Genomic DNA, 23492 nt, shown 5'->3' on the forward strand with positions numbered 1-23492 from the left:
ACCAGCACCTTCTATGACGAAAAGGCTTACTTGCAGGCTTTGACGCGGCGTGGATCGACGTTGGTAGAAGCGCCGATGGAGGTCGTCACAGGTTGACGGACAGGCTCAGGGCGTGAGGGGGCAAGAAAATCAAAAGCAACAGCCAAAGCAAGGCGGCCTGACAGCCGACCTGTTTGTCGAAGCGTGCGCTTGTGATCGTTCCCACGCGCAGCAAAGAAATGCCGCCAGGGATGCTCCGCGTTCCGCTGACGATGCATGACATGAGCCGTGCGCAACGGTGACGCGGAGCGTCACAGGATGCATTCCTTTGCTGCGCGTGGGAACGATCATCAGGTCGGGGGTAACCGGAAAAGTCAGGTCGGCTTTAAGGCCGCCTCGCTTTTGTTTTTGATCTGGGGCGCCCCGTTAACCACGCTGGCCGAACGCAGGCATTGCGCAGTGGGTAAACCGGCAGGACGCCGGTTTAGCCGCGCTGGGCCAGGGACGGCCCATCGCGGCGACCCACGGAGCAATGCCGGAGAGAGGGCATGCCGAGCCCTAGCGAGGCACCAAGTGGTGGGGCAAAGCCTTTTGCTTCCTTTTTGGCGTTTGAAAAAGGGAGTCGCTGTAAGAGCGAAACCATAAGACGCCGTTACCGCAGCAATGGATATGTACACCCTGTACACCATCAAAATTCCAATCGCCTGACACAAGGCCTTCGCGAGCAAGCCCGCTCCCACGAAGAGCCCAAGACCCGCCCGTGCTTAGTCTCAACGGACGATGAAGCCACGCGCACTGCTTTGCACAATGCTCCCCACGAAACCCTTTCAGCCAACGAGGACCCAGGCATGATCGACATTCGCGGTTTGAGCTATTTCGTCTCGCAGATCGAAAACCTCAGTCATTGGCAGCGTTACGCCGAAGACGTGCTGGGCATGCAGGTGAACCCGGCGCCAGGCGGTGGCCTGTACGTGAAAATGGACGAGCGTCCGTTTCGCATGCTGATCGTCGAAGGCGCTGAAGCGCGTTATTTGGCCTCTGGCTGGGAGTTGGCCAACGAGATGGCATTCAAGGCCGCCCTCGAGCACCTGAGTGCAGCCGGTATCGAATGGCAGCCGGGCTCCGCCGCCGAGATCGAGCAGCGCGGCGTACAGGCGCTGGTCAAGCTCACAGACCCGTCGGGCAACTGCCATGAACTGAGTTGGGGCCATCGCTCAGATTGCCTGCCATTTGTCTCGCCCCAGGGTGTGCCGCGTTTCATCACCGGTGACATGGGCTTGGGTCACACGGTGCTGCCGGCACCGAACTTCGACGCCACCCTGGCGTTCGCCAAGGATGTGCTGGGCTTTGAACTGTCGGACATTTTCAACTTCCGTCCAGACCCGTCCGTGGCGCCGATCCGCATTCACTTCCTGCATTGCCAGAACGCTCGCCACCACAGCCTGGCACTGGCCGAGTACCCGGTGCCGTCAGGTTGCGTGCACGTGATGGTCGAGGTCGATTCGATGACCGAAGTCGGCCGTGCCCACGACCGTCTGCGCGCCCATGAGGTAGCCCTGTCGGCCACCCTCGGCCAGCACCTCAATGACCGCATGACCAGTTTCTACATGAAGACACCGTCCGGCTTCGATCTGGAGTACGGCTTTGGCGGGTTGCAAGTCGATTGGGCCGAGCACTCGGCGTTCGAGTTCACCCGCGTGAGCATTTGGGGGCACGACTTTTCGGTCGGCCAACACTAAGGAATTGTCATGATGAACAAACAACTGACAGCGGCCGATGCGGTCGCTCAATTGCGCGATGGCATGACCATCGGTTTCGGCGGCTGGGGCCCGCGGCGCAAGCCGATGGCCATCGTGCGCGAGATCCTGCGTTCAGAGGTGAAAGACCTGACCGTGGTCGCCTACGGCGGTCCGGAAGTGGGCATGCTGTGCGCCGCCGGCAAGGTCAAGAAGCTGATATTCGGCTTCGCCACCCTCGATGCCATTCCGTTGGAACCCTACTACCGCAAGGCCCGCGAAGCCGGCGAGCTGGAGTTGATGGAGCTGGACGAAGGCATGTTCCAGTGGGGCCTGCGTGCCGCCGGCATGCGCTTGCCGTTCCTGCCGACCCGTTGCGGCCTGGCCACCGATGTGACGCGCCTGAACCCGCAGCTCAAGACCATCCAGTCGCCCTATGCCGATGGCGAGATGCTGCTGGCGATGCCGGCGCTCAACCTCGACGTGGCATTCCTGCACGTCAACGTCGCCGATCGCCTGGGCAACTGCCTGGTGACCGGGCCGGACCCGTATTTCGATCACCTGTTCGCCCGCGCCGCCAACCAGTGCTTTGTCTCGTGCGAGCGCCTGGAAGATCGCCTGGCACTGAGCGCCGAGCAGGCCCGCTTCAATACCTTCGAGCGCTATCTGGTGAGCGGTGTGGTGCATGCACCCCTGGGTGCGCACCCGACACTCTGCGCCCCCGACTACGGCTGGGACATGAAGCATCTCAAGGGCTATGTCGCCAGCAGCCAGGCGGAGAACGGCTGGCAGGACTATGTGCAGACCTACATCGCCGGTGGCGAGCAGGCCTATCAGGCACAGAACGGCGGTGCCGACTCCATGGGCGCCTTGCCCCTTCCCGTGTTCTGAGGATTATCGACCATGTCTGCAACCTGTGATTTCACCCTGGCTGAACTGATGATCGTCGCTGCCAGCGAAGCCTGGCGCGGCAATGGCGAGGTGATTGCCTCGGGCCTGGGCGTGATCCCGCGCCTGGGCGCCAGCCTGGCCAAACTGACCCACAGCCCGGAACTGTTGATGACCGACAGCGAGGCGTTCCTGGTCGAAGAGCCGATCCCGCTGGGCCCGCGTGGCGACTACGTACCGCGTTACTCGGGCTACATGTCGTTCGAGCGAGTGTTCGAATGCGTGTGGGGCGGACGCCGCCACGCGATGATCGGGCCAACCCAGATCGACCGCTGGGGCCAGACCAACCTGTCCTGCGTTGGCGATTATCAAAAGCCCAAAACGGCGATCCTCGGCGTACGTGGCTTGCCGGGCAACAGCATCAACCACCTCAACTCGTTCTTCGTGCCCAGCCATAACAGTCGGGTGTTCGTCAGCGGCGAAGTGGACATGGTTTCCGGTGTCGGCTTCAAGGCCGAGCGCTGGCCCGAAGGTACGCGTCGCGACCTGATGGACATCCATTGCGTGGTCAGCGACCTGTGCGTCCTCGACTTCAACGGCCCGGACCGGGCAGTGCAGGTGCGTTCGCTGCATCCCGGCGTAAGTTTCGAACAGGTCCAGGACAACACCGGCTTTCCGTTGCTCAAGTCGGCGCAGTTGCACGAAACCGCGCATCCGACCCCTGAGCAGTTAGCGCTGATCCGCCGACTCGATCCCCACGAATACCGCGCCACGGCGATAAAGGGCAACCCGCCCGGCATCCGTACGGCCTGAGACAAGGAGGCGAGCATGCACAGCAGCGACAGTGAATTCATCGTCCGCCAGGACAACGCCGTCTACGAGACGGACACCCCGGTGCTGTACAGCGTGGCCGAAGGTATTGCCACGCTGACGTTGAACCGACCGACCTTCAACAACGCGCAAAACTCGCAGATGACCTACGCCCTGGACGGCTTTTTCCGCCAGGCGGTGAACGATGACAGCGTCAAGGTCATCGTCCTCAGGGGCAACGGCAAGCACTTCTCGGCGGGCCACGATATCGGCACCCCCGGGCGCGATATCGACAAGCCGTTCGAGCGCGCGCACCTGTGGTGGGACCACACCAACAAGCCCGGTGGCGAGCAACTGTATGCCCGTGAGCAGGAAGTGTACCTGGGCATGTGCCGGCGCTGGCGCGAACTGCCCAAGCCGACCATCGCCATGGTCCATGGCGCGTGCGTGGCGGGCGGGCTGATGCTGGCCTGGGTGTGCGACCTGATCGTTGCCAGCGACGACGCGTTCTTCCAGGACCCGGTGGTGCGCATGGGCATCCCGGGGGTTGAGTATTTCGCCCATCCCTACGAAATGAACCCGCGGATCGCCAAGGAATTCCTCTTCACCGGCGACCGCATGAGTGCCAACCGGGCCTGGCAGGTGGGCATGGTCAACCGCCTGGTCAGCCGTGATGAGCTGGAGCAGGCCACCTATGCACTGGCCGCCGGCATTGCCCGTCAGCCGCGCATGGGCCTGGCCCTGACCAAGCAGGCGATCAACCACGTCGAAGACCTGCAAGGCAAACGCACGGCGATGGATGCCGTGTTCGCCTGGCATCACTTTGCCCATGCCCATAACGAGCTGTTGTCCGGTGACAAACTGGGCGGCTTCGACGCCAAGGGCATGGCCCGGGCCAATAAGCAGGCCGAGGACAAAAGCCAATGAACCGCTGGCTGGAGACGCCACTGACCGAAGCCCTCGGTTGCCGCTACCCGATTGTGCAGACCGCCATGGGCTGGGTCGCCGACGCCAACCTGGTGATCGCCACGACCCAGGCCGGGGGCTTCGGTTTCCTGGCTGGCGCGACCATCGCGGCAGACGAACTGGAAGGCGAAATCCGCAAGGTGATCGACGCCACTGGCGCCAGCAACTTCGGGCTCAATTTCCATATGTTCCAGGACAACGCCGTGCAGTGCGTCGACCTGGCGATCAAGTACCGCCTGCGCGCCGTGAGCTACGGGCGCGGTCCGGACAAACAGACCATCGCCCGCTTCAAGGCGGCCAAGGTGCTGTGCATTCCCACCGTCGGCGCCCTCAAGCATGCGCTCAAGGCCGTGGAACTGGGCGCCGACATGATCACCATCCAGGGCGGTGAGGGCGGCGGCCATACTGGCGGCGTACCGAGTTCGATCCTGCTGCCCCAGGTGCTGGCGGCGGTCAAGGTACCGGTGATTGCGGCCGGAGGATTCGCCACCGGCCGTGGCCTGGCCTCGGTGCTCGCAGCCGGTGGCGCCGGCATCGCCATGGGCACGCGGTTCCTCATGACCCGTGAATCGCCGACACCGGCCGCGACCCTCGAACGCTACCTGAAGGTCAACGATCCGCAGTTGGTGCGCGTGACCACAGCGGTGGATGGCATGCGCCACCGGATGATCGAAAACCGCTTCATCAATCACCTGGAGCAGGCGGGCCCCTTCGGTCGCCTGCGCATTGCCCTGGGCAGCGCGTGGCAATGGAAGCAGCAGACCGGCATGAGCCTGGGGCACATGGCTGCAGTCTTCATCCGCGCATTGCGTGAAGACCCCTCGCAACTGTCGCAGGTGGTGATGGCCGCCAACCAGCCGGTGCTGTTGCAGCGCTCGATGGTCGATGGCGCTCCGGACGAGGGCATCCTGCCCAGCGGCCAGGTCGCCGCAGCCATTGGCGAATTGCTCAGTTGCCGCGAAGTCATCGAAGGTATCGCCAGCGAGGCCCAGCACTGCCTGGATGCGCTCCTGGAGCGCAGCCAGACACACGCCTTGAATCAACCCGCCAGTATCGGAGAACCCCTGTGAACCAGGCATTTACCACACAACTCAATCAGGGGATCGCTGAACTGGTGATCGCCAAGCCACCGGTCAACGCACTCGACAGCCAGGAATGGCATGCCCTGGCGCGACAGATCGAAACGCTCGGGGCCAATCCCGAGGTGCGGGTGATCGTGATCCGCGCCGAAGGCCGCGGCTTTTGCGCCGGTGTCGACATCAAGGAACTGGACAAGCATCCGGAGCGGATCGTCGAGGTCAACGCCGGTAACTACGCCACCTTCAAGGCCGTGCACCGCAACCCGGTGCCGGTGATTGTCGCGGTCCATGGCTTTGTCCTGGGCGGTGGTATCGGCATCACCGGGGCGGCGGACATCGTCGTCGCCTCCGAATGCGCGACCTTCGCCCTGCCCGAAGTCGACCGTGGCGCCATGGGCGGCGGTGCGCACTTGCAACGGCTGTTCCCGGTGCAAAAAGTCCGCTACCTGTTCTTTACCGGCGACAGCATCGGCGCCCCTGAAGCCCTGCAGTACGGCTTTATCGAACGCATTGTCAGCAAGGACCAGTTGCGCGAAACCGCCTTGGGCATCGCGGCGAAAATCGCCGAGAAGAGCCCGGGCATGATCCGCATTGCCAAGGAAGCCTTGAACGGTATCGAAGACGGCAACCTGGAAGATAAATACCGCTGGGAACAGGGCTTCACCATGCAGGCCTACAGCAGCCCGGACTCCGCGGAAACGCGGCGGGCCTTCGTCGAAAAACGCGACGCCAAGTTCTGAGATAACGCCATGGACCTGACTTATACCTCCAAGCAAAACGCCTTCCGCGCCGAAGTACGGGCCTGGTTGGCGGCCAATGTGCCCCGTGAACCCTTGGCCAGCTACGACACCCGCGAAGGCTTCGAGCAGCACCGCGCCTGGGAGGCCAAGCTGTTCGAAAGCCGCTGGTCGATGGTGATGTGGCCGGCCGAACTGGGCGGCCGCGGCAGCGACCTGATCGAGTGGCTGATTTTCGAAGAAGAGTATTACGGCGCCGGCGCGCCGATGCGCGTCAACCAGAACGGCCAGTTGCTGTTGGGGCCGACCCTGATGGAGTTCGGCACCCCGGAGCAGAAGCAGCGCTTCCTGCCGCGCATGGCGGCCAGCCTGGACATGTGGGCGCAAGGCTGGTCGGAGCCCAACGCCGGCTCTGACATGGCGGCGATCACCAGCAAGGCGCTGCTCGACGGCGACCATTACGTGATCAACGGGCAGAAAACCTGGTCGACCCGGGCGATCTATGCCGACTGGCTGTTCGGCTTGTTCCGCAGCGAGCCGGGGTCGGCCCGTCACCACGGCCTGTCCTTCATCATGGTGCCGCTCGATACGCCGGGGGTGAGCATTCGCCCGATCAAGGCGCTCAACGGCAAGGACGCTTTCGCCGAGGTGTTTTTTGACGACGTGCGGGTGCCTGTGGCCAACCGCATCGGCGCCGAGGGGCAGGGCTGGCACGTGGCGATGGCCACCGCCGGTTTCGAGCGTGGCCTGCTGCTGCGTTCACCGGCGCGCTTCCAGGCCACGGCACGCAAGCTGGTCGAGCTGTACAAGGCCAACCGCGCCAGCGCCGACCGCGATCCGGGCCTGCGTGACGCCGTGCTGGAGACCTGGATGGGTGCCGAGGCCTATGCGTTGTCGGCCTACCACACCGTGGGACGCTTGAGCCGTGGCGAGCAGATCGGCGCCGAATCGAGCATCAACAAGATCATCTGGTCGGAACTGGACCTGAAGATGCACGAGACCGCCATGCGCATTCTCGGTACGCGCGGCGAGCTGGTTGCAAAAGGCGCGCAGGCGGGCGATGCGGCGGGCTGGCTGGAGGGCTTCCTGTTTGCCCAGTCCGGGCCGATCTATGCCGGCACCAACGAAATCCAGCGCAACATCATTGCCGAGCGCATGCTCGGCTTGCCGAAATAAGGAACCGCCATGGACTTCACTTTCAACGATGACCAGCTGGCGTTCCACGAAGCCATCAGTCGTTTCCTGATGACCGAAGCCGCCCCGGAAATGCTCCGGGAAATCTGGGAGACCGATGCCGGGCGCTCCCGCGACCTGCGCAACAAGATCGCCGGCCAGGGCCTGACCGCCTTGTCGGTGCCCGAGGCCGAAGGCGGCCTGGGCATGGACGACGTGACCTGGGCCCTGATGACCCAAGAGCTTGGTTACTACGCCATTCCCGACTCATTGGCCGACACCGCCTATGTCGCCAGCGGCTTGCTCGCCGCTCTGCCGGCGCAGCATCCGGCCCGCGCCGACCTGTTGCCGCGCATTGCCGATGGCAGCTTGCGCCTGGCGATCAGTCATCCGGTCAATGCCCTGGTCAGTGATGCGCAACTGGCCGAAGTGCTGATCCTCACCGATGGCGACGACATCCATGTGGTGCCGCGCTCCGAGGTCGAGGTGGAAAACCAGCCGAGTATCGATGCTTCGCGACGCCTTGGGCGGGTGACCTGGGCCCCGTCGCCGACCACTTGCGTGGCCAGTGGCGAGCAGGGACGGACCTTGCAGGCGCGCCTGCTGGACCGTGGCGCGCTGTCGGTGGCCGGGCAACTGCTGGGGCTGGCGCAGCGCATGCTCGACCTGTCGGTGGACTACGTAGCCCAGCGCAAGCAGTTCGGCAAGCCGATCGGCAGCTTCCAGGCGGTCAAGCATCACCTGGCCGATGTCGCCCGCTACATCGAACAGGCCAAGCCCGTGCTGTACCGCGCGGCCCATGCCTTGGCGCGGGGTGACGTCAACGCGGGCGCCTGGGTCTCGCAAGCGCGCCTGGCGGCCAACGAAGCGAGCTGGCTCGCCGCGCGCAAGGGTATCCAGGTGCATGGTGCGATGGGGTACACCTGGGAGGTGGATTTGCAGATGTTCATGAAACGCGCCTGGGCCCTCGATGCGTCCTGGGGCGACCGCGGCTTTCACAAAACCCGTGTCAGCGACTACCTGTTCGCCGACGCCACCGGCCTGGGGCCGGGGCATACTTTCGAGGAATGAGTCATGGCACAGGCCTACATTGTTGATGCACTGCGCAGCCCCACCGGCAAACGCAAGGGCTCATTGAGCGAGATCCACGCCATTGACCTGGGCGCCCATGTGCTCAAGGCGCTAGTGGCGCGCAACGTGATCCCCGCCGAAGACTACGACGACGTGATATTCGGTTGCGTCGACACCATCGGTTCCCAGGCCGGCGACATCGCCCGCACCAGCTGGCTGGCCGCCGGCCTGCCGCTGACGGTGCCCGGCACCACCGTGGATCGTCAGTGTGGTTCGTCGCAACAGGCGTTGCACTTCGCCGCGCAGGCGGTCATGAGCGGCACCCAGGATGTGGTCGCCGTGGGCGGGGTACAGACCATGACCCAGATCCCGATTTCTTCGGCGATGCTGGCCGGCCAGCCCCTGGGCTTTGCCGATCCGTTCTCGGGCAGCGTTGGCTGGCGTGCGCGGTTTGGCCAGCAGCCTGTCAACCAGTTCTACGCCGCACAACGGATCGCCGATCACTGGCAGATCAGCCGCGAGCAGATGGAAGCCTTTGCCCTGCAGAGCCACGAACGCGCCCTGGCGGCCATCGCCAGTGGCCGATTCGCCCGGGAAATCGTCAGCTGCCAAGGCCTGGCGGTGGATGAAACACCGCGCCACAGCAGCCTGGCGAAGATGGCCGAGTTGCAACCGGTGGACCCGCAGTTTCCGTCGATCACCGCCGCCGTGTCCAGCCAGACCTGTGACGCCTCGGCGGCACTGCTGGTGGTGTCCGAGGCTGCGCTCAAGCGCTACGACCTGACGCCTCGGGCGCGGATTCATCACCTGACGGTGCTCGGTGACGATCCGATCTGGCACCTCACCGCACCGATCGCCGCCACCCGCCGGGCTTTGGCCAAAAGTGGCCTGAGCATGGGCGACATTGATCGGGTCGAGATCAACGAAGCCTTCGCCTCGGTGGTCATGGCCTGGGCCAAGGAGCTCGATTACGACCCGGCGCGCACCAACGTCAACGGCGGCGCGATTGCCCTCGGACATCCGCTGGGCGCCACCGGCGCGCGCTTGATGACCACGCTGCTCAACGAACTGGAATGCAGCGGCGGTCGCTACGGCCTGCAAACCATGTGTGAAGGCGGCGGCCAGGCCAACGTGACCATTATCGAACGCCTGTAGTTTTTCATATGGGCCGCCGCTTCGGGCGCGCGGTCATCCAATATTTCGAGGAGTCAAACATGACGATGTGTGCAGACCGCACCGTAATCATCACCGGGGCCGGCGGTGGCCTCGGTCGCGCCTACGCGCTGGCGTTCGCCGCGCAAGGGGCCAATGTGGTGGTCAACGATATTCGCGCCGAGGCCGCAGAAGATGTAGCGGGGGAGATTCGCGCCAACGGTGGCCAGGCCATTGCCAACAGCGACGACATCACCACCCTGGCCACCGCGCAACGCATCGTCGATGCGGCATTGGCGGCGTTCGGTGAAGTGCATGTGCTGATCAACAACGCCGGCGTGTTGCGCGACCGCATGTTCATCAGCCTCAGTGAAGAAGACTGGGACATGGTCATGCGCGTCCACCTCAAGGGTCATTACTGCCTGGCCAACATCCTCGGCCGCCGCTGGCGTGACCTGGCCAAGGCCGGCACGCCGGTGGACGCGCGAATCATCAATACCAGCTCCGGCGCCGGGTTGCAGGGCTCGGTGGGGCAGTCCAACTATTCGGCGGCCAAGGGCGGAATCGCCTCGCTGACCCTGGTGCAGGCGGCGGAACTGGCGCGCTATGGCGTCACCGCCAACGCGCTGGCGCCGGCAGCGCGTACCTCAATGACCGAAAGCGCCATGCCCGACGTGGTGAAGAAACCCGAGGACGGCAGCTTCGATGGCTGGGCCGCGGAAAACGTCGCGCCCCTGGTGGTCTGGCTGGGCAGCGCGGCGTCGGCCCACGTCACCGGCCAGGTCTTCGAAAGCCAGGGCGGTCGCATCTCCCTGGGCGATGGCTGGCGCACGGGCGTTACCTGCGACAAGGGCGCGTTGTGGAAAGTCGAAGAAATCGGCGCGGCGGTGGATGCAATCCTCGCCGAAGCGCCGAAGGCGCAGAAAGTCTGGGGGAGCTGAGGGGCATATTTGGACGTGACAGTGCCGAGGGGTACGGGGTGATGTGATCGTTCCCACGCTCTGCGTGGGAATGCCGCCAGGGACGCTCCGCGTTCCGCAGACGGCGCATGACATGAGCCCTGCGCAATGGTGACGCGGAGCGTCACAGGATGCATTCCCACGCAGAGCGTGGGAACGATCGCAATTTCTGTAGGCGCGAGCAGGCTCGCTCCTGCAAAGGGATTGCGTCGCGGCCTTTCTACCCCATTTTGACGATGTGCCCACGCAACCCCTTGCGTACAACTGCAGCGTATTGATTTCTTCGGAGGTAGACGCTGTGAAACAAGCCCCCCCTTATGTTCCCGGTCATCAATTGCTGGTCGGCAAGTCGGTGCTGATCACCGCTGCAGCGGGTGCCGGTATCGGTTATTCGGCGGCCCGGCGCAGTGCAGAGGAAGGTTGTCGGGCGTTGATGATTTCCGATGTGCATCCGCGGCGCCTGGAGGAAGCGGTGGAGCGGCTCAAGGCCGAGACTGGCCTGCAGGCGATTTATGGCCAGCTGTGCAATGTCACCGTCGAAGACGAAGTCCAGGCCCTGGTGGCCGCGGCCGAGGAGGCGCTGGGCGGGGTCGATGTGCTGATCAACAACGCGGGCCTGGGTGGTCAGAAACGCGTGGTGGAGATGAGCGACGAAGAATGGTTGCGGGTGCTGGACGTGACCTTGACTGGCACCTTCCGCATGACCCGGGCGATGTTGCCCCACATGCAACGCCGTGGCGCCGGGGCCATCGTCAACAACGCCTCGGTGCTCGGCTGGCGGGCACAGAAGGAACAGGCCCATTACGCCGCTGCCAAGGCCGGTGTAATGGCCCTGACTCGCTGCAGCGCCCTGGAAGCCGCCGAGTTCGGCGTGCGCATCAACGCGGTGTCGCCATCGATTGCCTTGCACGATTTTCTCAAGAAAGCCTCCAGCGAAGAGTTGCTCGCCAGCCTGGCCGGGCGCGAGGCGTTCGGGCGCGCCGCCGAAGTCTGGGAGGTGGCCAACGTGATGATGTTCCTGGCCAGCGACTATGCCTCCTACATGGTGGGCGAAGTGTTGTCCGTCAGTTCACAACAAGCTTGAGGGTGGGCGCATGAGTCACGTTTTCAGCAGTGCCCAGGCGTTGCTTGCGGCCGAGGGCCTGGACCTGGGCCACACCGAATGGCTGACCATCAGCCAGCAGCGTATCGATCTGTTCGCCGAAGCCACCAGCGATCACCAGTGGATTCACGTGGACCCGGTACGCGCCGCCAGTGGCCCGTTTGGTGCCTGCATTGCCCACGGCTACCTGACCCAATCGCTGGCCAACCTGTTCATGCCGCAGTTGCTGATCATTGAAAACATGGCGATGGGGGTCAACTACGGCAGCGACCGGGTGCGCTTCCCGGCGCCGGTCAAGGTCGACTCGCGGGTGCGCGGCAGCGGCCAGATCCTCCGCGCCGAACCACTGGGCGATGCCGTGCAACTGACGGTGCGCATCACCGTTGAAGTCGAAGACCAGGCCCGTCCCGGCTGCGTGATCGACACCATCAGCCGCTACACCTTCAACCCCATTTGCGAGTGAGTACCCATGGACCTGAATGAAGTCGTCATCGTCGCCACCGCCCGTACCGCGCTGGCCAAGTCGTTTCGCGGATCGTTCAACGATACCGAGGCCCCGTTGCTGGGCGGCCATGTGGTGCGCGCGGTGGTCGAACGCGCTGGCATCGAGCCTGCCGATGTAGAGGATGTGATCATGGGCGCGTCGGTGCAGCAGGGCACCCAGGGCTTCAACATCGGTCGGCTCTGCGCCTACACCGGCGGTTTGCCGGACAGCGTGCCGGGCATGGCCGTGGACCGCATGTGCGCCTCGGGCCTGATGAGCATCGGCATGGCCGCCAAGGGCATCATGACCGGCGAGATGAGCATCGCCATCGGCGGCGGCGTGGAGTCCCTGTCGCTGACCCAGACCAAACACAAGAACGCTTATCGCGCCCGATCCGAAGCGGTGCTGCAGGTGATGCCCAGCGCCTATATCCCGATGATCGAGACCGCCGAGATCGTGTCGCGCCGCTATGGCATCAGCCGCGCCGCCCAGGATGAGTATTCGCTGCTGAGCCAGCTGCGCACCGCCGCCGCGCAGCGAGACGGCTTGTTCGACGATGAGATCGTCGGCCTGAGCGTGGATAAATTACTGTTCGCCGATGGCCAGCCCAATGGCCATGAGCGTGTGCAGGTGGTCAAGGACGAGTGCAACCGTCCCAATACGCGCCTGGAAGACCTGGCGGCATTGAAACCGGTGTGGAAGGACGGCAGCTGGATCGAGCAGGGCGAGTTCGTCACGGCGGGCAACGCCTCGCAATTCTCCGACGGTGCCGCCGCCAGCCTGTTGATGAGCCGGGCCGAAGCCAAGCGCCGCGGGTTGACGCCACTGGGCATCTACCGCGGCATTGCCGTGGGTGGTTGTGCGCCGGAGGAAATGGGCATCGGCCCGGTGATCGCCATTCCCAAGCTGCTCAAGCGCTTTGGCCTGAGCGTGAAGGACATCGGCCTGTGGGAGATCAACGAGGCTTTTGCCAGCCAGGTGCTGCATTGCCGCGATGCGCTGCAGATCCCGGCGGAGCGCCTGAACGTCAACGGCGGGGCGATTGCCATTGGTCACCCGTTTGGCATGTCCGGTGCGCGGATGGTCGGCCACGCGCTGCTCGAAGGACGGCGCCGCGGTGTGCGGTATGTGGTGATTGCCATGTGCATCGGTGGTGGCATGGGCGCCGCCGGCCTGTTCGAGCTGCCATGAGGCCAGCGGGACACCGACGTTCGGTCGATTAAATCCATGGGGGTCCGTCAGTCGGGCCCTCTGCTGGGGAATGGTTATGCAAAGTTGTGTGCCCAATGCACAGGTCCTGGCGCAAATGGGCCTGGACTTGGCCGAGTACGAACGGATTATTGGCAACATCTACGATTCGGCGATGGACACCCGCTGCCTGAACGATTCTTTGCGCGAGCTGAGAACCTTGTTCAAGGCCAATTTCGTGACCTTGATTTTGCGGGTCCAGGATGAGCCGCTGTTGTCGCCCATGGTGGTGGCGGGCGATGTCGAACTCGGGGAGGGCGGTATCAACCATTATGCCTACTACGCCAAATCTACCCTGTTCGACGGCCTGCCTACCGATACGGTGTTCACCGTCGATGAGCTGATGAGCGATGCCGAATGGTCCAGTTCGGCGTTCTACCTGTTGTTTTGCCAACCCCACGATTGCTATCACATGCTGGGTGCCGATATCCGCATGCCGGATGGCGGCACGGTGCGGTTGCGGATCAATCGACCCCAGGGGCACCCGGCTTTCAGCACCCTTGAACGGGCCCTGTGCGCCATGTTGTTGCCGCATTTGCGCCGGGCCCTGCACATGCATTCGCTGCTCGATCGCAGCGAGTCCCTGGGCAGCCTGTATTCGCAGACGATCAGCCGCCTGGCGGTGGCAACCTTCGTGCTCGATGAAAACGGCAGTGTGCTGCAACTCAACCCAGTGGCCAGGGAGATTCTCGACAGCCAGGACGGCCTCAAGGTGGTGGGCGGTCGGCTGGAAGCGACCTACCCCAGTGATAATCGGGAGTTGGCGCGCCTGGTTCGCAACGCCTTCCAACGTGCCAGGCAGGGCGTGGGCAAGGGGGTTCAGGTGGCGGAGGCGACGTCGATATCCCGCCCCTCGGGACAGGTCAGCCTGGGCGTGGTGGTGGAGTTGATTCCGTCCCAGGAATTGCTCGAAGGCAACGGCAAGCCCACGGTGGTGGTGTATGTGCGTGATGCGGTAAGCAAGTCGCTGGTGAGCACGGTGCTGACTTCGCAACTGTACAACCTGACCCCGGCAGAAACCACGCTGGCCCTGGAACTGGCCAACGGCCTGTCGCTGGAGGAAGCCTCGGAAATCCTCAATATCCGTCGCAATACCGCGCGTGCCCACCTGCGCTCGATCTTCTCCAAGACCGGCGTGCGGCGCCAGACCGAGCTGGTGCGGATCATGCTCAACAGCGTTGTGGCCCTGGGGGCACCGCAGCCGGCGGTGAACCCGGCCAGTGCCAAAACGCGTTAGTCCGTGCGGACGATGCTGCCGGGTTCCTCGCCTGTCGATACTGGGCAACCGTTGCGAACGTGAATAAGGAGAATAAAAATGAACGGCAGTAATCAGTCCCCAAGCTGGGCCTTGGCGTTGTTGTTGGGATGCTGTGCCATCGGCACGGTGCATGCCGCGCCAGAGGACATCGAGCGCCTGGGCAAGGACTTGACGTGCCTGGGCGCGGAAAAGGCCGGTAATGCCGACGGCAGCATTCCGCCGTTCAGCGGCAAGTGGCTGGGCGTTCCACCCCACGTCGATTTCAAGGGCACCGGCAACCACCCGGTAGACCCTTACCCGGATGACAAACCGCTGTTCGTGATTACCGCGCAGAACATCGCCCAATACAATGACTACTTGTCCGATGGGCAGAAAGCCCTGTTCAAACTGTACCCGGGCACCTACAAAATACCGGTTTACCCCACGCGCCGGGATTTTCGCTTCAACGACGCGGTCTGCCAGGCCACTAAAGAGAACGCCAAGGTGGCGCGGCTGGTCGATGACGGCGAAGGGGTGGTCGGCAAGACCGGCGGCACCGCTTTCCCGGTGCCGCGTAGCGGCCTGGAATTGTTGAAGAATGCCTCGACCTTTACCTTGCGGGCCTGGACCGAGGAGTACGTCTCCGACAACGCCTACGTGCTCAAGGACGGCAATATCAACTGGGGCCGCGTGCATTCACGCAACCTGGCGCCCGGGCTCGAACCGGACAAGATTGGCGATACCACAGGCAACTCGTCGTTTTATCTCAATGAAACCCTGTTGCCACAACGGGACAAGGGTGAGATCAACACCGGTACCGAATTCTGGAACGACAAGACTGAACCGCGCCAGGCCTGGCGCTACGATCCGGGTACGCGGCGCGTGCGTCAGTCGCCGGGGTATGGCTTCGACATGTCGTTCCCGGGCAGCGGTGGTTCCATTACCGTCGACGAGGTGCGCCTGTTCAACGGTTCGGGGCAACGTTATGACTGGAAGATCGTCGGCAAGCGCGAGATGTTCATTCCCTACAACACCTACCGCCTGCATGCCGCCAACCTCAAGTACGCCGACTTGCTGACCCCTGGCCACATCAACCCGGATGCCATGCGTTTTGAGCGCCATCGGGTCTGGGAGCTGGAAGGCACGCTCAAGCCGGGCTTCCGCCATCTGTATGGCAAACGCAAGCTGTACATCGACGAAGACACCTGGTTCCCGATGCTCGCCGACAACTACGACAACCGTGGCGAGCTGTGGCGCACCTCGATGGTCAACTATTTCTACGCCTACGAAAGCCAGCGGCCGCAAGCGGGCGTGGGCCTGTACTACGACCTCAATGCCGGCAGCTACCTGGCGTTCAACCTGATCAACGAACAGCGCAACGGCTACCTGTTGAACAAAACCGGTTTCAGCCCCCGGGACTTCGGCCCGGAGGCCGCTCGCCGCTTCGGCCAGTAATCGTCAAGCGCGGTGCCCTTGGAAACAGGGGCACCGATTGAGATTGGGTCGCGTTTGATCTAGTCCAACTGAACGATGACCTCCTGGCGCGGCTACTCAATGATGTTCGCCATGGGATCACCCTGTATTTCTTGGGGACTTTGCCTGTCCCGAAGTCTGCAATCGAGGAACAACAATGACCAAACTCGCTGAAATCAACATCGAGAACGCCCAGCGTAGCCACCGTTACGCGCGCGGCTGGCACTGCCTGGGCAATGCCGCCGACTACCGTGATGGCAAGCCCCATACCCTGGAAATCTTCGGCACCCGCCTGGTGGCCTTCGCCGACAGCCAGGGCCGCATCAGCATTCTGGATGCCTATTGCCCGCACATGGGGGCCGACCTGTCCCAGGGTACCGTCGAGAACGACAAACTGGTGTGCCCGTTCCATCACTGGAAGTACGACACCGGCGGCAAATGCGTGGAGATCCCCTACTGCAAGCGCATCCCGCCCAAGGCCAAGACCCGCAGCTGGTTGACCTGCGAGGAAAACAACCTGCTGTTCGTCTGGAACAATCCCGAAGGTCGTGCGCCGAAAGAGGGCGTGGTCATTCCGCACCTGCCGGAGATGGACGATCCGGACTGGGTGCATGACTGGAACATCGACACCATGCACATCGAAACCAACCCGCGGGAGCTGGTCGATAACCTGGTCGATGCCCAGCACTTCGGGCCAGTGCACGGTACGCCGACCAAGTACTTCGCCAACGTCTTCGAAGGGCACATCGGCCATCAGATTTTCCATGGTGACTCCGAGCGCCTGGGCGGCGACTTGATCGCGCCATCGGCCTACTACGGCCCGGCGACCCACTTCACCCATATCAGCTCGATGTTCGGCGATGTGCGCATCCACGCCATCCTGCTCAACAGCCACGTGCCGGTGACACCCAACAGCTTCGACCTGCGCTTTGGTTGCATGGTCAAGCGGGTGCCGGGCTGGACCGAAGAGCAGAACCAGGAAGTGGCCAGGGCCTATGTCCAGGGCAACCGCGACTCGTTCTACCAGGACGTGGTGATCTGGAAGCACAAGATCCGCATCGACAAACCGGTACTGGCAGAAACCGACGGCCCGGTCTATCAGTTGCGCGAGTGGTACGAGCAGTTCTTCACCGACGAGGACGACGTGCCCGCGTTCATGGCCGAGCGTCGCGAGTTCATCACGGTGGACGAGCGCTGACAGAGCAACAGGGCGCCTTCCCGAGAACCCCATCCGTCGCGGAAAGGCGCCGTTCCCAGGGCACTGCTAACGCAGTTTCGATTCAAAGGTCATGAGAGCACAGACAATGAAAATAAAAAGTCTTCTCGCCTACTACATTCCTTTTTTGATCCTGTTTTTCCTGGTGTTTACCGTACTGTTTTCCGTGCCGCCGGAACCGGCAAGCGTCAAGGCCTGCAAGCGCTACGCAAGTTGCGTGGCCATGAGTTCGAGCGCCCCCAACTGGATCAATTTTCGCTAGGGGAACTGATCGAGGCGTCAGCTTCGGCAGCCAGTTTCAATCGGTCGGCCTTGCTGATGTATTTAGGCTTTTTCGGCGCCAGTTTGGCGCTGGCCTTTTTGGCCTTCTCCTTGAACAACTGCTTCAGCTTTTTCTGACGGTTCATGTTTTTCCACCTGGCTTGTAAGTTCTTGAATGATATCAGCGTCGCCCTTGCCTTGCCCTCGTTCTTCGCCTGTAGGAGCAAGGCTTGCCCGCGAACCAGGCGCTGTGGTGTATCAGTAATACCGCGTTATCGTGCTTTGCCGCCCGCTGGCTCCTACAGGCCACAGTGGCTATTGCAAATCACCCTGCGCACACATGACAATGCGAGTCATTATCACTCGCGAATTATTCCATCGTCATGTCCGCCAACGATTTATCCCTGCGCAACGCTGTCAATGATCTGTATTGCGACCATCACGGTTGGCTCAAGGGCTGGCTGCGCAAGCGTCTGGGCAATGCTTTCGATGCGGCGGACCTGGCGCAGGACACGTTCGTTCGGGTCATCAAGGCGCGAAACGCGCTGGAGATTCGCGAGCCACGGCCCTACCTGTCGTTGATCGCCAAGGGCTTGCTGATCGATCTGTTTCGCCGCCGTTCGCTGGAACAGTCCTACCTGGAAGCCTTGGCCGCCATGCCCGAATGGCAGCAACCTTCATTGGAGGAACAGGCGATCCTGTTGCAAGCCCTGATGGAAATCGACCGCCTGCTTCAAGGATTGGGGACCAAGGTGAAGCAGGCGTTCATCCTGTCGCAGTTCGACGGGCTGACCTACCCGCAGATCGCCGAGCGCTTGAACATCAGCACGCGCACAGTCAACAACTACATGGCCAAGGCCATGGAGCATTGCTGTTTGATGCAGATTCGGCTGCAACTGGCGTGAGCCTTTCGCCTGCTGAGTTGAAGGCGATTGGCGCCGCTGCCCGGTGGTATGCCCGACTTCGGTCGGATATCGCCACCGATGCGGATCTGGCAGCCTGGAACGACTGGCTGGCTTGCGACCCTGACCATCGCCAAGCCTGGCAGCGCATGCTCGACGTGGGCGAGCAGATGGCCAGTGTGCCGGGCTCATTGGCTGCGCCAGCCTTGCGTGGCGCTGATCGATCCCGGCGCCAGGTATTGCGCAGTGTGCTGGTGCTCGTGTCAGCCGGTTCGCTGGGCGGGCTGGGCTGGCACAGCGAGACCTCGCGCAAGCTGTTTGCCGATTTTCGCACCGCAGTGGGTGAGCGCCGTGAGTTTCGTTTGGCCGATGGCAGCGCGTTGCTACTCAACACCGATACGTCGGTCAACATTCGTTTCGACGGTCGTCACCGTGTACTCGACCTGTTGCGGGGCGAGATACGAGTGACAACCGCGGTCGATCCCTTGCAGCGGCCGTTCAAGGTGCTCACTCGTCATGCAGAAGTGTTGGCGCTCGGCACGCGTTTTATCGTCCGCTGCGATGAGCAGGGCGCTGGCGTGGCGGTAATCGAGAAGGCCGTCGAGGTCCGTTCGGCTGGCGCTGGCTCGACGGTGCGCGTGGAAGCCGGCCAGTCCCTGGACTTCGATGGCCGCTCATTGGGTGTTGTACGGCGCAACGATGCTTCGGTCGGTGCCTGGCAACAGGGAAGCATCATCGCCATCAATCGTCCCCTGGCCGAGTTGCTGGACGACCTTTCGCGCTACCGCCCAGGTGTACTGCGCTGCGATCCGCGAATTGCCCAACTGAAAGTCTCCGGCGCTTTTCCCATTGATGACACTGACCTGGCGCTGGCTGCGCTGGAGAGTGGTTTCGCGCTACAGGTCACTCGGTACAGCCGGTATTGGGTCGATGTGTCGTCGCCTGCCACCACGCTTTCATAGTGAGTTGAAAAAAGTTTGTCAGCGTTTTGCACTATTGATGCACATCGTTCGGCTCATCCCTCAATGAGTTTTTACAGATCGGCTTTGGGGGAGGGGAAGCATGTTACGGGTGTACAAGCCGGGTCGTTTGGCGGCCGCAGTAAAGTTCGGGCTATTGGCGGCAACGACGGCGGGTGTCTGGTCAAGCGTAGCGTTGGCGGTGCAGTTGCCGGCGCAACAGCAAAACTCGGTCAAGTCCTTTGACATCGCTGGTGGCAGCCTGACTGAAGTCCTCAGTCATTTCGCCAGCGCGGCAGGTGCTGCGCTTTCGTTCGATGCGCGACAAACCGATGGCTTGAAATCTCCAGGGCTCCAGGGAGCGTTTGGTGTCAGCGAAGGGTTTGCGCGGATTCTGGCGGGTAGCGGACTGCAGGCCGAACCGCAGGCTAACGGTACGTATGTGCTGCGGCCGGTTCCGCAAGTCGGTTCGGCGCTGGAACTGGGCGCGACCAACATCAATGGCCAGGTGCTGGGCGCGACCACCGAAAACAGCGGCTCGTACACCACCGGAGCGGTCACCATCGGCAAGGGTGAGCACTCGCTCAGGGAAACGCCGCAATCGGTCACGGTGATGACGCGCAAGATGCTCGATGACCAGAACCTGAACACCATCGACCAGGTCATGGAAAAGACCCCGGGCATCACCGTCTACGACTCGACCATGGGCGGCAAGTACTTCTACTCGCGCGGGTTCCGCATGTCGGGCCAGTATCAGTACGACGGTGTGCCCCTGGACATGGGCAACCTGTATGTTCAGGCCGACAGTTTCAGCGGCGACATGGCGTATTACGACCGGGTCGAAATTCTGCGCGGCGCCGCGGGCATGATGAAAGGCGCGGGTGGCACCGCCGGCGGGGTGAACTTCGTGCGCAAACGCGGCCAGGCTGCCGCTCACACGGACATCACGCTGTCCGGTGGCAGCTGGGACAACTATCGCGGACAGGTCGATACCGGTGGCCCGCTGAACGAATCCGGCACTTTGCGCGGCCGGGCGGTGGTCGCGGAGCAGAGCCGGCACTATTTCGTCGACGACGCCAGTCGCAAGGACCAGGTGTATTACGGCGCGCTGGACCTTGACCTGAGCCCCGACACCACCCTCGGCCTGGGTGTCGCCTATGAAGACGTGGATGCCAGCCCTTGCTGGGGTGGCCTGCCGCGTTACAAGGACCGCAGCGACTTGAAGCTCAGCCGCTCGACCTGCCTCGATCCTGCGTGGAACACCTGGCGCAGCCAGCGCACCACGGTCTTCAGTGACCTGAGTCACCAGCTCAACGACGACTGGGCCTTGAAGGTCGCCAGTGTCTATACAAAAAACACCCAGGACATCAAGTACGCATTCGCTTCCGGCGCCGTGACGCCCGGCACCGATACCACCGGCATGCTGGGCAGCATGTACGACTACGATCAGGTCGATTACGGCCTGGATGCCTACGTCGACGGCAAGTTCGACGCGTTCGGTCAACGCCATGAACTGGTGGTGGGTTTCAATGCCAGCCGTTCGAAAAAGAACGACTTCTACTCGGTGGCGTTCCTGCCGCAGCGCCAGAATGTGTTCAACCCCGACAAGTATATTCCGGAGCCGGATGACAGCTACTTCATCGACAATTCATCTCGCGGCGGTCCGGTCGACTCAGTCACCAGGCAGAAGGGCATTTACTCGACACTGCGCTTGAAACTGGCTGATCCACTGACCGTTGTCGTTGGCGGCCGGGTGAGCTGGTACAACTCCGATACCGACTACGACTTCATCAACACAGGCACTTCGGAGCACGCCAGCACCACAGAGACCGGGCAAGTGACGCCGTTTGTAGGTGTGCTGCTGGACCTGAACGAGAACCTGACCGCCTACGCCAGCTATTCGGAAATCTTTACCCCGCAAGGCAATTACCGCTCAGAAGACGGTGCTGCGCTCAAGCCGCTCGTGGGCCAGAGCTATGAGCTGGGGATCAAGGGCGCCTGGTACGACGGTCGACTGAACAGCGCCTTCAACCTGTTCCGCACGATCCAGAAGGACCAGGCGCAGACTGATTTCAACTCGTCCTGCCCGTCCTCCGATGGTTACTGCTACGTCAATGCCGGCAAGGTTCGCGCCCAGGGTTTCGAGGCCGAGATCAGCGGTGAAGTCATCGAGCGCCTGCAAGTGCTGGCGGGTTACACCTATACCCAGACCAAGACGCTCGACGATATCGACACCAGCCTGAACGGCGCAGCGTTCAACAGTTATGTGCCGCGGCATATGTTGCGGATGTGGGGCGATTACGCCCTGAGTGGGTCGCTTGAGCGATTCACCCTGGGTGCAGGGGTCAACGCGCAAAGCGATAACTTCCGTGTTTCACCTTCAAGTGGTGAGAAAATCAGCCAGTCAGGCTATGCGATCTGGAACGGCCGTATCAGCTACCGCATCGACGACACCTGGTCCGTCGCGCTCAACGGCAACAACCTGTTCGACAAGCGCTACTACGCCACCATCGGCACTGAGACCTTCGGCAACTACTACGGTGATCCACGCAACTTCATGTTGTCGGTCAAGGCAAGTTTCTAACGACGGCAGATGCCGCAATCGTGCAGTCGTTGCAGGAAAAGCCCGGGTCGCAAGAATCGGGCTTTTCGATGGGCGTACAGGCCTACACCCTAAGTTGTGAGCCCTGCCGACCGGCGGTCTTACGCCACAGTTGCCGCGCGCTTGCGGCCATTCCAAAGCACCTCGAAACCACCCCCAAGGCAGCGTATGGCGCCGCCCGTCAGCTTTCGATAATCGCCTCCGACACCTCGTCCCAGTCGCGGAGCGCGCCATGCACAACAATAAGAATTTCGCCCATCGTTTTTTACCGGCCTTGATCGCCAGCCTGTCTGCCCTCGGCATGAGTGCCACGGCCGAAGCCGAAATCATGCTGTACGACAAGGACCAGACCACGTTCTCCACCGATGGCTACATCAACGCCTTCTATGTGAACAGCGATGTCGACCGCGAAGGGGATCAGTACGACCGCCGTCAATCGCGGGTGAAAATGGGCTTCCTGCCCAACTACCTGGGCTTCAACATGGGCAAGCAGGTCGATGACCTCAAGCTCGGCGCCCGTGCCTCGTTCTGGGTCACCATCAACGACAGTGAAACCAATGGCACCGACACCGCCATCGATGTGCGGCAGTTCTACGGCACCGTGGCCAACCCCGAGTGGGGGGAAGTGCTGATCGGCAAGGACTTCGGCCTGTTCGCGCGCTCCAACATCCTGCTCGACGAGTTGCTCGCCGGCTACGGTCAGGTCAGCGATACCCTGGGGCTGGTGGATGGTGGCGGGGTGTCGTTCGGCAACATCGGCACCGGTTACCCCTATCCGTTCCCGACCTCGCAGATCACCTACCGCACGCCGGTGATGGACGGTCTGCGCGTGGCGGTGGGGATCATGGACCCGGTGGACACCAATGACAGCAGCCCGACCGGCAAGGCCTACCAGGAGAATCCGCGCACCGAGAGCGAGATCACCTACCAGTTCGACCTCGCCGGGGCGAAGATCTACAGCTGGGTCAACGGCAGCTACCAGACCTCGGACAATACCGATTCCAGCGTCGACACCGTCACCTCCAAAGGCGTCGGTTATGGCGTGCAGGCAAAAATGGGAGGCTTGTCCCTGACCGGGTCGGGCTTCCAGGCCAAGGGCATCAACCCGTTTTTCACCAACAACGCCGGCGAACCGACCCTGCGCAACGTCGACAGTGACGGGTACCTGTTGCAGGGCTCCTACAAACTGGGCAAGAACCGCCTGGCCTTGTCCTACGGCAAGACCAATGACGATGGCAACGGCGTGGTCGGCAGTGGCGCGGACTACGAGACCCGCGGCATCGCGCTGTTCCATGACGTGAACGACAACCTCAAGCTGGTGGCCGAGTACAACCAGTTCGAAATCAACGGCCATGACAGCAGTGCGCAGAATGAAGACACCGATACCGTTGCCCTGGGGGCGGTGTTGACCTGGTAAAGCCGTACTTGAGTCATCTCCCCTGTGGGAGCGGGCTTGCT

General features: G+C 62.5%; 22 protein-coding genes. 21 read left to right on the top strand and 1 reads right to left on the bottom strand.

Annotated features, from left to right (window positions below):
• Window positions 1–827 precede the first annotated feature (827 nt).
• The 17 genes from CGA21_RS20900 (at window position 828) to CGA21_RS20980 (ending at window position 17572) form a co-directional block, all read left to right on the top strand.
• Window positions 828–1718 (top strand): VOC family protein, encoded by an 891-nt coding sequence (locus CGA21_RS20900; RefSeq protein WP_188264953.1) that lies wholly within the window; start codon window positions 828–830, stop codon window positions 1716–1718.
• Between the two features lie 12 nt (window positions 1719–1730).
• Window positions 1731–2606: a CoA transferase subunit A gene (locus tag CGA21_RS20905; protein WP_110755131.1), complete on the top strand. Its 876-nt coding sequence runs from the start codon at window positions 1731–1733 to the stop codon at window positions 2604–2606.
• Between the two features lie 12 nt (window positions 2607–2618).
• Window positions 2619–3416 carry an acyl CoA--acetate/3-ketoacid CoA transferase subunit beta gene (locus CGA21_RS20910; protein WP_020796877.1) on the top strand — a complete coding sequence of 266 codons (798 nt, stop codon included), beginning with the start codon at window positions 2619–2621 and terminating at the stop codon, window positions 3414–3416.
• 15 nt (window positions 3417–3431) lie between these two features.
• Window positions 3432–4340, top strand: a complete 909-nt coding sequence (locus CGA21_RS20915; RefSeq protein ID WP_110755117.1) for an enoyl-CoA hydratase — start codon at window positions 3432–3434, stop codon at window positions 4338–4340.
• Window positions 4337–5449 (top strand): NAD(P)H-dependent flavin oxidoreductase, encoded by a 1113-nt coding sequence (locus CGA21_RS20920; protein WP_110755118.1) that lies wholly within the window; start codon window positions 4337–4339, stop codon window positions 5447–5449. Before CGA21_RS20915 ends, CGA21_RS20920 begins: the two co-directional genes overlap by 4 nt.
• The gene (locus CGA21_RS20925) at window positions 5446–6198 is read left to right on the top strand and encodes an enoyl-CoA hydratase family protein (protein ID WP_110755119.1); all 753 of its coding nucleotides are present in this window, start codon (window positions 5446–5448) and stop codon (window positions 6196–6198) included. The genes CGA21_RS20920 and CGA21_RS20925 overlap by 4 nt, the downstream gene beginning before the upstream one ends.
• Window positions 6199–6207: 9 nt before the next feature.
• Entirely contained in the window at window positions 6208–7371 is a 1164-nt protein-coding gene (locus CGA21_RS20930; RefSeq protein ID WP_110755120.1) for an acyl-CoA dehydrogenase family protein, read from the top strand.
• 9 nt (window positions 7372–7380) lie between these two features.
• Window positions 7381–8439 carry an acyl-CoA dehydrogenase family protein gene (locus CGA21_RS20935; RefSeq protein ID WP_110755121.1) on the top strand — a complete coding sequence of 353 codons (1059 nt, stop codon included), beginning with the start codon at window positions 7381–7383 and terminating at the stop codon, window positions 8437–8439.
• 3 nt (window positions 8440–8442) lie between these two features.
• The gene (locus CGA21_RS20940) at window positions 8443–9594 is read left to right on the top strand and encodes an acetyl-CoA C-acetyltransferase (protein WP_020796883.1); all 1152 of its coding nucleotides are present in this window, start codon (window positions 8443–8445) and stop codon (window positions 9592–9594) included.
• Between the two features lie 59 nt (window positions 9595–9653).
• Window positions 9654–10532, top strand: a complete 879-nt coding sequence (locus CGA21_RS20945) for an SDR family oxidoreductase (protein WP_188264954.1) — start codon at window positions 9654–9656, stop codon at window positions 10530–10532.
• 316 nt (window positions 10533–10848) lie between these two features.
• Window positions 10849–11634 (top strand): SDR family oxidoreductase, encoded by a 786-nt coding sequence (locus CGA21_RS20950; RefSeq protein ID WP_110755123.1) that lies wholly within the window; start codon window positions 10849–10851, stop codon window positions 11632–11634.
• Window positions 11635–11644: 10 nt separating this feature from the next.
• Complete coding sequence (locus CGA21_RS20955; RefSeq protein WP_110755124.1) at window positions 11645–12115, top strand: MaoC family dehydratase; 471 nt, start codon at window positions 11645–11647, stop codon at window positions 12113–12115.
• A gap of 6 nt (window positions 12116–12121) precedes the next feature.
• Window positions 12122–13327 carry an acetyl-CoA C-acyltransferase gene (locus tag CGA21_RS20960; RefSeq protein WP_188264955.1) on the top strand — a complete coding sequence of 402 codons (1206 nt, stop codon included), beginning with the start codon at window positions 12122–12124 and terminating at the stop codon, window positions 13325–13327.
• 76 nt (window positions 13328–13403) lie between these two features.
• Window positions 13404–14621: a helix-turn-helix transcriptional regulator gene (locus CGA21_RS20965; protein ID WP_188264956.1), complete on the top strand. Its 1218-nt coding sequence runs from the start codon at window positions 13404–13406 to the stop codon at window positions 14619–14621.
• Between the two features lie 78 nt (window positions 14622–14699).
• The gene (locus CGA21_RS20970) at window positions 14700–16076 is read left to right on the top strand and encodes a DUF1329 domain-containing protein (protein ID WP_188264957.1); all 1377 of its coding nucleotides are present in this window, start codon (window positions 14700–14702) and stop codon (window positions 16074–16076) included.
• A gap of 175 nt (window positions 16077–16251) precedes the next feature.
• Window positions 16252–17292: a Rieske 2Fe-2S domain-containing protein gene (locus CGA21_RS20975; protein WP_188264958.1), complete on the top strand. Its 1041-nt coding sequence runs from the start codon at window positions 16252–16254 to the stop codon at window positions 17290–17292.
• A 106-nt stretch (window positions 17293–17398) separates the two neighbouring features.
• Window positions 17399–17572 (top strand): hypothetical protein, encoded by a 174-nt coding sequence (locus CGA21_RS20980; RefSeq protein WP_188264959.1) that lies wholly within the window; start codon window positions 17399–17401, stop codon window positions 17570–17572.
• Here CGA21_RS20980 and CGA21_RS20985 read toward each other — a convergent pair.
• Window positions 17559–17717 (bottom strand): DUF2986 domain-containing protein, encoded by a 159-nt coding sequence (locus CGA21_RS20985; RefSeq protein WP_020801032.1) that lies wholly within the window; start codon window positions 17715–17717, stop codon window positions 17559–17561. The two genes, CGA21_RS20980 and CGA21_RS20985, sit on opposite strands and share 14 nt — an antisense overlap.
• Window positions 17718–17954: 237 nt before the next feature.
• On the opposite strand from CGA21_RS20985, the gene CGA21_RS20990 reads away from it, so the two are divergent.
• From CGA21_RS20990 to CGA21_RS21005, 4 genes are all read left to right on the top strand, one after another.
• Window positions 17955–18476: a sigma-70 family RNA polymerase sigma factor gene (locus CGA21_RS20990; protein WP_188264960.1), complete on the top strand. Its 522-nt coding sequence runs from the start codon at window positions 17955–17957 to the stop codon at window positions 18474–18476.
• Entirely contained in the window at window positions 18473–19435 is a 963-nt protein-coding gene (locus CGA21_RS20995) for a FecR domain-containing protein (protein WP_188264961.1), read from the top strand. The genes CGA21_RS20990 and CGA21_RS20995 overlap by 4 nt, the downstream gene beginning before the upstream one ends.
• A gap of 100 nt (window positions 19436–19535) precedes the next feature.
• Window positions 19536–22016, top strand: a complete 2481-nt coding sequence (locus CGA21_RS21000) for a TonB-dependent siderophore receptor (RefSeq protein WP_188264962.1) — start codon at window positions 19536–19538, stop codon at window positions 22014–22016.
• Between the two features lie 250 nt (window positions 22017–22266).
• Window positions 22267–23451, top strand: coding sequence for a porin (locus tag CGA21_RS21005; RefSeq protein WP_188264963.1), 1185 nt, complete (start codon window positions 22267–22269; stop codon window positions 23449–23451).
• The last annotated feature ends 41 nt before the right edge of the window (window positions 23452–23492 follow it).

Origin of the sequence: Pseudomonas sp. PSB11, from assembly GCF_014596605.1 — a bacterium.
Taxonomy (GTDB): Bacteria; Pseudomonadota; Gammaproteobacteria; order Pseudomonadales; family Pseudomonadaceae; genus Aquipseudomonas; species Aquipseudomonas umsongensis.

Coding starts and splice junctions, on each gene's coding strand:
- CGA21_RS20990 (WP_188264960.1), top strand. CDS start 17,955: ATGTCCGCCAACGATTTATCCCTGCGCAACGCTGTCAATGATCTGTAT.
- CGA21_RS20940 (WP_020796883.1), top strand. CDS start 8,443: ATGGCACAGGCCTACATTGTTGATGCACTGCGCAGCCCCACCGGCAAA.
- CGA21_RS20970 (WP_188264957.1), top strand. CDS start 14,700: ATGAACGGCAGTAATCAGTCCCCAAGCTGGGCCTTGGCGTTGTTGTTG.
- CGA21_RS20900 (WP_188264953.1), top strand. CDS start 828: ATGATCGACATTCGCGGTTTGAGCTATTTCGTCTCGCAGATCGAAAAC.
- CGA21_RS21005 (WP_188264963.1), top strand. CDS start 22,267: ATGCACAACAATAAGAATTTCGCCCATCGTTTTTTACCGGCCTTGATC.
- CGA21_RS20910 (WP_020796877.1), top strand. CDS start 2,619: ATGTCTGCAACCTGTGATTTCACCCTGGCTGAACTGATGATCGTCGCT.
- CGA21_RS20965 (WP_188264956.1), top strand. CDS start 13,404: ATGCAAAGTTGTGTGCCCAATGCACAGGTCCTGGCGCAAATGGGCCTG.
- CGA21_RS20955 (WP_110755124.1), top strand. CDS start 11,645: ATGAGTCACGTTTTCAGCAGTGCCCAGGCGTTGCTTGCGGCCGAGGGC.
- CGA21_RS20960 (WP_188264955.1), top strand. CDS start 12,122: ATGGACCTGAATGAAGTCGTCATCGTCGCCACCGCCCGTACCGCGCTG.
- CGA21_RS20930 (WP_110755120.1), top strand. CDS start 6,208: ATGGACCTGACTTATACCTCCAAGCAAAACGCCTTCCGCGCCGAAGTA.
- CGA21_RS20980 (WP_188264959.1), top strand. CDS start 17,399: ATGAAAATAAAAAGTCTTCTCGCCTACTACATTCCTTTTTTGATCCTG.
- CGA21_RS20945 (WP_188264954.1), top strand. CDS start 9,654: ATGACGATGTGTGCAGACCGCACCGTAATCATCACCGGGGCCGGCGGT.
- CGA21_RS20905 (WP_110755131.1), top strand. CDS start 1,731: ATGAACAAACAACTGACAGCGGCCGATGCGGTCGCTCAATTGCGCGAT.
- CGA21_RS20920 (WP_110755118.1), top strand. CDS start 4,337: ATGAACCGCTGGCTGGAGACGCCACTGACCGAAGCCCTCGGTTGCCGC.
- CGA21_RS20915 (WP_110755117.1), top strand. CDS start 3,432: ATGCACAGCAGCGACAGTGAATTCATCGTCCGCCAGGACAACGCCGTC.
- CGA21_RS20935 (WP_110755121.1), top strand. CDS start 7,381: ATGGACTTCACTTTCAACGATGACCAGCTGGCGTTCCACGAAGCCATC.
- CGA21_RS21000 (WP_188264962.1), top strand. CDS start 19,536: ATGTTACGGGTGTACAAGCCGGGTCGTTTGGCGGCCGCAGTAAAGTTC.
- CGA21_RS20975 (WP_188264958.1), top strand. CDS start 16,252: ATGACCAAACTCGCTGAAATCAACATCGAGAACGCCCAGCGTAGCCAC.
- CGA21_RS20985 (WP_020801032.1), bottom strand. CDS start 17,717: ATGAACCGTCAGAAAAAGCTGAAGCAGTTGTTCAAGGAGAAGGCCAAA.